The sequence below is a fragment of the Bradyrhizobium sp. YCK136 genome (assembly GCF_044570075.1).
Classification (GTDB): domain Bacteria; phylum Pseudomonadota; class Alphaproteobacteria; order Rhizobiales; family Xanthobacteraceae; genus Bradyrhizobium; species Bradyrhizobium diazoefficiens.
On sequence record NZ_CP172424.1, the window covers coordinates 6,559,051 to 6,570,033 of the forward strand.

Below are 10,983 nucleotides of genomic sequence, written 5' to 3' on the forward strand. Positions count from 1 at the left end.
AGAATGACCACCCTCACCGGCGGCGAAGCGATCGTAAGTGGCCTTGTTGCCCATGGCGTCGATACCGTGTTCGGCCTGCCCGGCGCGCAAATCTATGGCCTGTTCGACGCCTTCCACCAGGCGCAGCTCAAGGTGATCGGCGCGCGGCACGAGCAGGCCTGCGGCTACATGGCGTTCGGTTATGCGCGCTCCAGCGGCAGGCCCGGCGTGTTCAGCGTGGTGCCCGGCCCCGGCGTGCTCAACGCCAGCGCGGCGCTGCTCACCGCATACGGCTGCAACGAGCCGGTGCTATGCGTCACCGGCCAGGTGCCGACGCAGTTTTTGGGCAAAGGCCGCGGCCATCTGCACGAAATGCCGGACCAACTCGCGACCCTGCGCACCTATGTGAAATGGGCCGACCGGATCGAAGCGCCCGGCAACGCGCCAACCACCGTGGCGCGCGCCTTCCAGGAGATGGCATCGGGACGGCGCGGGCCCGCCTCGGTTGAAATGCCCTGGGATATCTTCACCCAGCGCGCGGACACGGCTGCGGCGCAGGTGCTGGAGCCCCTGCCCGCACCGCTTCCCGACCCCGATATGATCAAGCAGGCGGCCGCACTGATCAAGGCGAGCAAAGCGCCGATGATCTTCGTCGGCAGCGGCGCGATCGACGCAGGCGAGGAGATCCTCGAGCTCGCCGAGATGATCGACGCGCCCGTGGTCGCGTTCCGCAGCGGCCGCGGCATCGTCTCCAATGCGCACGAGCTCGGCCTCACCATGGCCGCCGCCTACAAGCTGTGGCCGAACACCGACCTCATGATCGGCATCGGCTCGCGGCTGGAGCTGCCGACCATGTCGCGCTGGCCCTACCGCCCCGACGGGTTGAAGAGCATCCGCATCGACATCGATCCGGTCGAGATGCGGCGCTTCATCTCGGACACCGCCATCGTCGCCGATGCCAAGGCGGCGACCGCCGATCTCGCCGCCGCCGTCAGCAAGGCGGGCTACAGCAAGACCACCGGCCGCCGCGGCGCGATCCGCGAGGCCACCGCAGCGGCGCAGCAGGAAATTCAGCGCATCCAGCCGCAGATGGCGTATCTCAACATCCTGCGCGAGGTGCTGCCGGCGAACGCGATCGTCACCGATGAATTGTCGCAAGTCGGCTTCGCCTCCTGGTACGGCTTCCCGATCTACGAGCCGCGCACCTTCATCACGTCAGGCTACCAGGGCACGCTCGGCTCGGGCTTTCCGACCGCGCTCGGCGCCAAGGTGGCGAACCCGGACAAGCCGGTGGTGGCGATCACCGGCGACGGCGGCTTCATGTTCGGCGTGCAGGAACTTGCCACCGCCGTGCAGTTCAACATCGGCGTGGTGACACTGGTGTTCAACAACAACGCCTATGGCAATGTCCGTCGCGACCAGCGCGAGCGCTTCGACGGCCGCGTGGTGGCGTCGGATCTGGTCAACCCGGATTTCGTCAAGCTCGCGGAATCCTTTGGCGTGGCGGCGGCGCGCGTCACCGCACCGGACCAGTTCAAGGCGGCGATGGAGAAGGCGCTTAGCCACGGCGGGCCGTATCTGATCTCGGTCGAGGTGACGCGGGACTCCGAAATCAGCCCGTGGGCGTTCATCCACCCGCCGAAGCCTTGAGGCCGGGCGCGCCCTGAAGTCGCGCCGCCGCGATCACCAACAGGCCCGCGCCTGCGACCGACCAGCAGGCGACCGGGGCCCAGTGCAGCAGCGGCGCGTACTCGGGCATTTTCTGCAAGCCGCCGGCGACCGCCGCCATCCGCGCGAAGGTGCCGAGCGCCAGCGCCGAGAACACGAGGCCGGTGACCTTCCCCTCCGCACCGGTCGAGCCGATCGCCAGCGCGGCCGAGATCGCGCTCATCAGCATGCAGCCCCAGGCCGCGCCGGCGAGAAACTGCGCGGCGATCAGCGTGTTGAGGCTGCCGGCAAGCTTCGCCGCCGCGATCGCGACCGCTCCAAGCAATCCGGCGGCGCCCATCACAATCAGGCCGCCACGGTGCTTGACGACGAGGCTCGCCGGAAACATCGCGATGTTGAAGCCGATCCAGAACACCGGCATCAGCCATTGCAGCTCGTCCGGCTTGGCGAACCGCAGATAGAACGGCGCGCTGTTCATGGCGAAGTGCAATTGATAGCCGAGCGCGAGCGCCACCATCGCGACGATGAAGGCGATCGGCACCAGGCCAAGCGGCTTGGCCGCCTCGGCCGGCGTCGGCGGCGAGGTGTCGCGCGCCACATCGTACTCGATCCGCGACAGCCCGAGCGCCGTCAGCAGCAGCACCGCGCCGGAGATCACGAAGGGCAGCCGCGCGTCGTGCTCGCGCAGCATCACGCCGAGATAGGGCGAGACGGCGCCGGCGAGGCCATAGCCCAGCATGGCCAGCGCCGCGAGAAACGGCACCTGCGGCCTGGCGCGGTACTTGCCGAGCAAGGTCAGCGGCGGCGCGCGCAGGGCCGACGACGTGACCGACCAGACCACGATCAGCGCGATCAACCCTACCTGCGCACCCGCGCCGACCCCGGCCACGAAAGGCAGCGCGACGAAGGCCGCGCACGAGATCGCCGCGAGCACGCCGACGAACAGGCCGAGCCGCCCGACGACGGGCGCGATCCTGTCGGCCGCAATCCCCATCGCGGTATCGGCGATGGTGAAGATGGCCTGGTCCAGCATCAGGATGAAAATCACGACCGCCGGCGCGAGGCCGACATCCGCCGCGAGCCTTGGCAGGTAGACGACGTAGGTCGTCCAGCCCAGTGTGAACACCAATTGCAGCACGGCGAGATAAAGTCCCGTGCGAGCCGCGTTTGCGCTCGCGCCAGTCGAGACCTGTGCAGTGGTCATGTCGCCGCCTCCCCCTCGCCGAAGCTTAGACGACAGACTGGCCCTAAGGAAATGCTTCAGAGCACCTTGCGGAAGGTCAGATTGATGCGCTGCCGTCCGAGCAGCGCGTGCTCGCCGTCGGCGAGCGGCGCCACGCCGTGATAGGCGAGCCGGCTAGCCCCGCCCCAGACCACGACGTCGCCATGGACGAGCCGGAAACGGCGCGGCTTGTCGCTGCGCGCCATGCCGCCGAACAGGAAGGTCGCGGGCAACCCGAGCGAAACCGAGACGATCGGCGCGGCGAAATCCAGCTCGTCCTTGTCCTGATGCAGCGACAGCCGCGTGCCCGGCTCGTAACGATTGACGAGACAGGCCTGGGGCGAAAAGCCGTCAAAACCACCCTGCTCCGCCGCGCGGCGGGCGAGATCGCGGAACACCAGCGGCATCGCCGGCCATGGCGCGCCGGTTCGCGGATCGATCGGGTCGTAGCGATAGCCGGTGTGATCGGTGATCCAGCCGCGCTCACCGCAATTGGTCATCGCCACCGACATCTGATAGCCGCCGGGCGTGGTCATCCGCCGGAATGGCGATTGCGCCACGACGGCGCGCACGGCGGCAATCAGCTCACTCTCGATCGGCCTGACGAAGCCGCGCAGCAAGACGGCGCCGTCGGCGATCTCCTCGCGCGAGGGCTGCGCCTCGGCAACGCTATCAAACAAATCCGACGTCAACGCCTGCGCTCATTTGGCATCATGAAAGATCACACCCAGCGTATGGCGTTGGCCGGACCTGATACGGCTGACGCCATGGCGGAGGTTAACCCGATAGGTGCCGCGTGTCCCCTGCACCGGGCGGTGATGCACAGCGAAGGCGACCGCATCGCCCTGCGCCAGCGGGACCACCTCGGCGCGGGACTGCATGCGCGGGCGCTGCTCGGTCAGCACGAACTCGCCGCCGGTGAAGTCGCGTCCGGGCTCGGAGCGCAGGATCGCGACCTGGAGCGGGAACACGTGCTCGCAATAGAGGTCCTGGTGCAGGCAGTTGTAGTCGCCCGCCTCGTATTGCAGCAGCAGCGGCGTCGGCCGCGCCTGCCCCGCCTCGTGGCAACGCTTCAGGAACGCCGCGTGCGCGGCGGGGTAGCGAATGTCGATCCCCATCGCTTCGTTCCAGCGATTGGCGACGCCTTGCAGGTGCGCATAGAGCGCCGGGCGCAGCTGCGCGATGAGATCAGGCAGCGGATAGGAGAAGTACTTGTACTCGCCGCGGCCAAAGCCGTGGCGGCCCATGACGATGCGGCTGCGGAAGTGCGCGTCATCGGGATAGAGCGCGGCGATGGCGCGGCATTGGTCCGGCGTCAACAGGCCCTTGAGGACGGCGCAGCCCTGGATATCGAGTTCTCCGGTGATCCGGGGCCAGTCGAGGGCATCGACCTGGGAGGCAACGTCAGTTCCGGATTCAGTTGCGGCAATACGTTTGGCGACGCCCATGGCTCATCCTATCCAGTCTCCGTCATTCCGGGGCGCGCCCTCTTGGGTGCGAGCCCGGAATCCATCAAGCCGCAGAGACTGCGGATGAATGGATTCCGGGCTCGCGACGTCGTCGCGCCCCGGAATGACGGAGGTCGTGTCGCAAGTCCTGACGACCGTAACCACCCGATTTCCGACTGCCTCCCCGTCATTGCGAGCACAGCGAAGCAATCCAGAATCCCACCGGGGAACCAGTCTGGATTGCTTCGTCGCAAGGGCTCCTCGCAATGACGGTGGAGAGCCTCAGCCCCTCACCGGCAACGTCACCACGTCGTACCCATGCCTGATCGTCCGCTTCAGCACGGGGTCTTCCAGCTCGAAGTCGAACCGGTCGGCGGGGCGGATGCCACCTTTGGCCGCAAACGTGCCGCCGAACATGGCGCAGCCGTCGGGGAACCTGGTGCCGTCGAAGCCGCGCGCGATCAGGTCGGCGACGGGGAGCATCGCGTCGAGCGTGCCCTCCTGGTAGAGCACGCGCTCGCCCTTGATCGTGGCGTAGGAACGCAAAATCATCCTGTCCCAGTGGCCGATGACCTCCTCGAGCTCCCACAGCACTGACGCAATCGGCTTGTCGCACATCTGCTTGGAGACTGTGACGTTGTAGGCCTCGACCTTGCGGTCGGTGTGATCGGAGCCGCAGCCGACGAAGATGCGGCCCTGCCAGCCGATCAGCACGAACTCGACCTCGCCGGACGAGTCGCCGCCGCAGCACTCGATGCGGTCTTCCATGGTCAGCCTCCGCGCCGAGGCGCGGTAGTAGATCGGGGTCGAGGCCGGCGGGGCGATGCCCATCTCTTGCAGCTCGGCGATGTGCTTGTCGCGCGCGACGGGATCGCGGCCGGTCCAGCCGGCGATGACCATCTGGTCGATCGCCAGCGTCAGCGGCGTGGTGGCGTCCTGGGCATCGACGGTGAAAGTCAGGTCAAACACGAATTACGGCCTCCATGCCGGCAGCAAGTTCAAAGATACGGCGGTCCGATCCGCCCGCACCCGCCAGCATCAGGCCGACGGGAACGTCGCCCTCGCGATGTGCGGGCAGCGAGATGGCGCAGCCGTCGATCATGTTGATCAGGGTGCAGTTGCGCAGCGCGCGCAGGTTCTGGGTGGTGAACGCCTTGTCGTCGGCAAGGTCGGCAATCTTCGGCGGGGTGTTGGCGGTGGTCGGCAGCACCAAGGCGTCATAGGGGGCGATGTGCGCATTGACGCGGGCGATCAGCGAGCGGCGCTCGTTGAGAAGATCGATGTAATCCGCCGCGCTCTGCGCCTCGCCGCGCATGATGCGCACGGAGACGCGGGGATCATAGACGTCCCCCTTGGTCGTGATGAGATAGCGGTGCCAGGCGTAGCTCTCGGACGCGGCAAAGCCGCCCTTGGCGTTCATCGGGCCGATATCGTGGAATTCGGCCATCTCGATGCGATCGATGATGGCGCCGTGATCGGCCAGCGTTTTCAGCGCGCGCTCGAACGTCTCGGCCACAGCCTTGTCGAGGTCGTCGAGCGCAATCGTGGTCGGCACCGCCAGCCGCATGCCCTTCACCGGGCGCGGCCTCAGCGCGACGACCGGCTCGTTCGCGAGCACGGCGTCGAGTATGGCACAGCAGCTGACCGATCGCGCCAGCGGCCCGATGCTGTCGAGCGAGACCGACAGCGGCACCGCACCGTCGAGCGGCACGCGACGCTGCGTCGGCTTGTAGCCGACGATGCCGTTGAAGGCGGCCGGAATCCGGCAGGAGCCGCCGGTGTCGGTGCCGAGCGCGCCATGCGCCATGCCGTCGAGCACGGAGACCGCCGCGCCCGAGGACGAGCCGCCTGGCACGTGGCCCTCGGCCCGGTTCCAGGCGCCCTTCGGCGTGCCGTAATGCGGATTGATGCCGATGCCGGAATAGGCGAACTCGGTCATGTTGGTGCGGCCGATCAGGACGAAGCCGGCCTTGCGCAGCCGCTCGACCGTCGCGGCGTCGTGCTCGGCCGCCGGGGAATCGTCGAGCGCGCGGGAGCCGGCGCGCGTCACCTGGCCCTTGATGTCGAAGAGGTCCTTGATCGAGATCGGGATGCCGGCATAGCGCGACGGTGCGGCCTTGACCTTGCGCAAGGCGTCCATCGCATCCGCCGCCGCGAGCGCGGCGTCCTTGTCGACGTGGATGAAGGTGCGCTGGCCCTCGCCGGCGGGGTCGGCGATCCTGGCGAGACAGGCCTCGACCAGCTTGCGGGAGGTGGTGCGGCCGCTTTCGAGGTCGTCGGCGAGCTTCGCCAGTGTCGGAAAATCGGGCATGTCTGTCTCACGGAATATTTGCGCGCGCAATCTATAGCGCTGCTTCAGTTCGACACAAGCATTGTGCGCATGATGGCATGCATGCGCATTGCTGGACCGTTGACGCGCCATGGTCGATTGTCGCATCAAGGTCGAAGCAGGCAGGCACAAAGGCCTGCCGCCCGGGAGGACCCGCCGACATGGCCGAACCGCAGCGCGCGCGACCGAAACCGACGCCGGAGACCCAGCATTTCTGGGACGGCACGAAAGCGGGCGAACTGCGCCTGCAGCGCTGCGACGCCTGCGCACATGTCTACTTCCCGCCGCGCCCGTTCTGCCCGTCCTGCGCCTCGCGCAAGGTCAGCATCTTCAAGGCGAGCGGCAAGGGTTTCCTCTACAGCTACGTGATCAACCACCGTCCCGCCGCGCCCGGCTTCACGCCGCCTTATGCGATCGCCGTGGTGGAGCTTGCCGAGGGACCGCGGATGATGAGCAACATCATCGACTGCCCGCAGACCCCGGAAGCGCTCGAACTCGACATGAAGCTCGAGGTCGCCTTCCAGGAGCTCGACGACAAGATCACCCTTCCCGTCTTCCGTCCGGCGAAGGGGTAAGCCATGCGCAGCAACCAGGTCGCCGTCGTCGGCGCGGCCGAGACCACCGAGCTCGGAATCATCCCCAACGCCTCGCAGCTCCAGCTTCACGCGGACGCGGCGCTCAATGCCATCGCCGATGCCGGGCTGAAGCTCTCGGACATCGACGGCTTTGCCACCGCGGTCGAAACGCCGCAGCAGGTCTGCCACTATCTCGGCATTAGGCCTACCTGGGTGGACGGCACCTCGGTCGGCGGCTGCTCCTTCATGCTGCATGTTCGTCATGCCGCCGCGGCGATCGAGGCCGGCCTGTGCAAGACCGTGCTGATCACGCATGCCGAGAGCGGCAAGTCGATGATCGGCAAGCTGCCGCGCTCGACGCCGGCGGACAGCCTCAACGGCCAGTTCGAGGCGCCCTATTACCCGGAATCAGAGCTGAGTGATACGGCGGCCTTTGAAACGGCGTTGACGGACCTTTTTCTTGGTCCAGACGAAGGGCTCGGCTCTGTCGTTGTATGCGTTGACGTAGGCATCGATGTGTTCCTGAAGCTGCTTGAGGCTCGTGAAGGAGGTGCCGCTGAGCGACTGCCCCTGCAAGATGGAAAACCATACTTCGACCTGATTGAGCCATGACGCACTTGTCGGCGTGAAATGAAATTGCACGTTGGGGTGGGCCTTGAGCCAGTCCTCGTTCTTTTTATGGGTGTTGAGGTTGTCGAGGATGACGTGAAGCTTGCGGTTCGGAAAAGCCGCGGTGACGCTGTAGTGGGTACTATGGCGTCTATGGCCCGCCCAGCATGTTCCCGATCCCCGTGCTGCGCTTCATGAAAACCTACGGCATCACCCACGAGCAGCTTGCCGCGGTCGCAGTGGTGCAGCGGGAATGGGCGGCGAAAAATCCGCGCGCGATGATGAAGGACCCGATCACGGTCGCCGATGTCCTCAATTCGCGCATGATCGCCTATCCGTTCCGCCTGCTGCAATGCTGCCTCGTCACCGACGGCGGCGGCGCGCTGATCCTGACCTCGGCGGACCGCGCCAGGGATTTCCCGCGCAAGCCCGTCTACATCATGGGCACCGGCGAGAGCGTGGAAACGCCGATGGTCAGCCAGATGGAGACGTTTAATTCCTCGCGCGCGTTCAAGACCGCGGGTCCCCTCGCGTTCAAGGAAGCCGGCATCGCGCACAAGGACGTCGATCATCTCATGATCTACGACGCGTTCGCGCATCTGCCGCTGTTCGGCCTCGGCGATCTCGGCTTCATGCCGCATGAGGAGACAGGAAGGTTCATCGCCGACGGCAACACGCGGCCCGGGGCTAAGCTACCGCTCAACACCAATGGCGGCGGTCTCTCCTACATGCACTCGGGCATGTACGGCATGTACGCGCTCCAGGAGAGCGTGCGCCAGATGCGCGGCATCGCGCCGGCGCAGGTGCCGAACGCGAAGATTTCGGTGTGCCATGGCGTCGGCGGCATGTTCGCGGCATCGGGCACGATCGTGTTTACGAACGAGAGGTAACGCACCGTCATTCCGGGGCGCGCGCAGCGCGAACCCGGAATCTCGAGATTCCGGGTCTGGTGCTTCGCACCATCCCGGAATGACGGGCATAACAGGAGGCACCCACATGACAAAATCACTGCAAGACAAGGTCATCATCGTCACCGGCGCAGGCCGCGGCATCGGGCGGGAGATCGCGCTGCTCTGCGCGGCGGAAGGCGCCAAGGTCGTCGTCAACGATCCCGGTGTCGCCGCCGACGGTGCCGGCTCGAGCGCTTCTCCCGCCGAGGAAGTCGTCGAGGAGATCAAGAAGCGCGGCGGCGCGGCGGTTGCCAATTTCGAGTCGGTGGCGGAAGCGATTCCCGCCAGCAAGATCGTGAAGACCGCGACCGATCATTTCGGCCGGCTCGACGGCGTCGTCAACAATGCCGGCATTTTGCGCGACATGATCTTCCACAAGATGAGCGTGGAGGCGTTCGAGGCCGTCATCAAGGTGCATTTGATGGGCTCGTTCTATGTCAGCCACGCCGCGGCGCGGATTTTCCGTGAGCAGGAGTCCGGCTCCTTCGTGCACTTCACCTCGACCTCGGGCCTGATCGGCAACTTCGGCCAGGCCAACTACGCCGCCGCCAAGCTCGGCATCGTCGGCCTGTCGAAGTCGATCGCGCTCGACATGGGCCGCTTCAACGTCCGCTCCAACTGCGTCTCGCCGTTCGCCTGGACCCGCATGATCGGCACCATCCCGACCGAGACCGAGGCCGAGAAGGCGCGCGTCGAGAAGATTAAGCAGATGGGCCCGGAGAAGATCGCGCCGGTCTGCGCCTATCTGCTGTCCGATGCCGCCAAGGACGTCAGCGGGCAGATCTTCGGCGCGCGCATGAACGAGCTGTTCCTGTTCAGCCAGAACCGCCCGCTGCGCTCGGTGCATCGGAGCGAGGGCTGGACGCCGCAATCGATCGCGGAACACGGCATGCCGGCGCTGAAGGGCTCGTTCTACAAGCTCGACCGCTCCGCCGACATCTTCCCCTGGGATCCCGTGTAAGGATCCGTCCATTCCGGCATCCCTGCCCTGCGATCTCTGGTTGTCTCGATCAGAGATCGCCCCGGTTTACGCCCGATTGCAGGCGGATGCTGTCCTCCCAACAAAACTTTGGGAGGAAACCATGACAAGAATACTGACCAACTCCGACGATACGACTGCAAGCGAGCGTGGCGGTCTCGGCCGCCGTACTCTTCTCAAGGGCGCGGCCACGGTGGCCGCAACCGCCCTGCTCGCCTCGCGCGCTGACGCCCGCGAGTTCGGCGCCAATGCCGAGCCGCAACGCTATCCCGACCCTGACATCATTGCCATCGACCCCAAGCGCTTCAAGGCCAAGGTCGGCAACACCGCGATCAAGCGGCTCTATACCGGCTGCCTGTGGGCGGAGGGACCGGCGTGGAATGCGCAGGGCCAATATCTCGTCTGGAGCGATATCCCGGCCAACCGGCAGCTGCGCTATCTCGACGACGACGGGCACATCTCCGAGCAGTTCCACAAGCCGTCGAACGAGGCCAACGGCAACTCGTTCGACACTGAGGGCCGCCAGATCAGCGCCGAGCGCACCCGCCTCGTCCGCTACGAGCATGACGGTTCGGTGACGACGCTGGCCGAGCAGGCTGGCGGCAAGCCGCTCAACGGCCCCAACGACATGGTCGTGCACCCCAACGACAAGGCGATCTGGTTCACCGATCCCGGTTATGGCGCGATCAGCATCTACGAGGGCAAGGTTGCCAATACCGGCTCGTTGCAGCCGTATCAGAAGGAAGCGGTCTATCGTCTCGACACGCAGACCGGACAGGTCGCGAAGGTCGCCGACGAGCCGTTCAAGCCGAACGGCATCGCATTCTCTCACGACTACAAGAAGCTCTATGTCTGCGACACCGGCATCACGCATTATCCGCAGGCGGAGAACGTGGTGTGGTCCTACGACATCGACGGGTCGAAGCTGTCGAACCCGAAGCGGCTGATCGACATGAAGCTCGACGGCAAGTCAGGCTTCCCCGACGGCCTGCGGGTCGACACCGAGGGCAACATCTGGGTCGGCGCCGGCTGGGTCGGTCCGGGCTATGACGGCGTGCAGGTGTTCGCACCGAACGACGGCGCGCGCATCGGACAGATCCTGCTGCCCGAGACCTGTGCCAATGTCTGCTTCGGCGGCAGGAAGAGGAACCGCCTGTTCATGACCGCGAGCCAGTCGCTCTATGCGGTCTATGTGGAGACACAGGGGGCGCATTTCTGTTGATG

General features: G+C 66.1%; 9 protein-coding genes and 2 pseudogenes. 5 read left to right on the forward strand and 6 right to left on the reverse strand.

The window, feature by feature from the left end:
• Positions 1-3 precede the first annotated feature (3 nt).
• On the forward strand, positions 4-1,629 hold the full coding sequence (locus ACFLEY_RS31650; RefSeq protein WP_060911121.1) for a thiamine pyrophosphate-dependent enzyme: 1,626 nt from the start codon (positions 4-6) through the stop codon (positions 1,627-1,629).
• On the opposite strand, the gene ACFLEY_RS31655 is transcribed toward ACFLEY_RS31650, so the two are convergent.
• The 5 genes from ACFLEY_RS31655 to ACFLEY_RS31675 all read right to left on the reverse strand — a co-directional run bounded on the left by ACFLEY_RS31655 (position 1,607) and on the right by ACFLEY_RS31675 (position 6,628).
• Complete coding sequence (locus ACFLEY_RS31655) at positions 1,607-2,851, reverse strand: MFS transporter (protein WP_060911120.1); 1,245 nt, start codon at positions 2,849-2,851, stop codon at positions 1,607-1,609. The two genes, ACFLEY_RS31650 and ACFLEY_RS31655, sit on opposite strands and share 23 nt — an antisense overlap.
• A 56-nt stretch (positions 2,852-2,907) precedes the next feature.
• A complete protein-coding gene (alkB, locus tag ACFLEY_RS31660) occupies positions 2,908-3,561 on the reverse strand; it encodes a DNA oxidative demethylase AlkB (RefSeq protein ID WP_060911119.1) in 654 nt (217 codons plus the stop codon).
• 9 nt (positions 3,562-3,570) lie between these two features.
• A complete protein-coding gene (locus ACFLEY_RS31665; protein ID WP_060911118.1) occupies positions 3,571-4,317 on the reverse strand; it encodes a 2OG-Fe(II) oxygenase in 747 nt (248 codons plus the stop codon).
• A gap of 282 nt (positions 4,318-4,599) precedes the next feature.
• Positions 4,600-5,286 carry a DUF2848 domain-containing protein gene (locus ACFLEY_RS31670; RefSeq protein WP_060911117.1) on the reverse strand — a complete coding sequence of 229 codons (687 nt, stop codon included), beginning with the start codon at positions 5,284-5,286 and terminating at the stop codon, positions 4,600-4,602.
• Entirely contained in the window at positions 5,279-6,628 is a 1,350-nt protein-coding gene (locus ACFLEY_RS31675; protein WP_060911116.1) for an amidase, read from the reverse strand. The genes ACFLEY_RS31670 and ACFLEY_RS31675 overlap by 8 nt, the downstream gene beginning before the upstream one ends.
• Positions 6,629-6,807: 179 nt before the next feature.
• Here ACFLEY_RS31675 and ACFLEY_RS31680 point away from each other — a divergent pair, with 179 nt between their 5' ends.
• Entirely contained in the window at positions 6,808-7,221 is a 414-nt protein-coding gene (locus tag ACFLEY_RS31680; RefSeq protein WP_028172362.1) for a Zn-ribbon domain-containing OB-fold protein, read from the forward strand.
• Between the two features lie 408 nt (positions 7,222-7,629).
• Here the strand turns inward: ACFLEY_RS31680 and ACFLEY_RS31685 are convergent.
• Positions 7,630-7,962: pseudogene (locus ACFLEY_RS31685) on the reverse strand (transposase); the annotation flags it as partial.
• Between the two features lie 11 nt (positions 7,963-7,973).
• On the opposite strand from ACFLEY_RS31685, the pseudogene ACFLEY_RS31690 reads away from it, so the two are divergent.
• The 3 genes and pseudogenes from ACFLEY_RS31690 to ACFLEY_RS31700 form a co-directional block, all read left to right on the forward strand.
• Positions 7,974-8,720, forward strand: a pseudogene (locus tag ACFLEY_RS31690) (thiolase C-terminal domain-containing protein); the annotation flags it as partial.
• Positions 8,721-8,826: 106 nt separating this feature from the next.
• On the forward strand, positions 8,827-9,741 hold the full coding sequence (locus ACFLEY_RS31695; protein WP_011085741.1) for an SDR family oxidoreductase: 915 nt from the start codon (positions 8,827-8,829) through the stop codon (positions 9,739-9,741).
• 121 nt (positions 9,742-9,862) lie between these two features.
• Entirely contained in the window at positions 9,863-10,981 is a 1,119-nt protein-coding gene (locus ACFLEY_RS31700; protein ID WP_060911115.1) for an SMP-30/gluconolactonase/LRE family protein, read from the forward strand.
• The last annotated feature ends 2 nt before the right edge of the window (positions 10,982-10,983 follow it).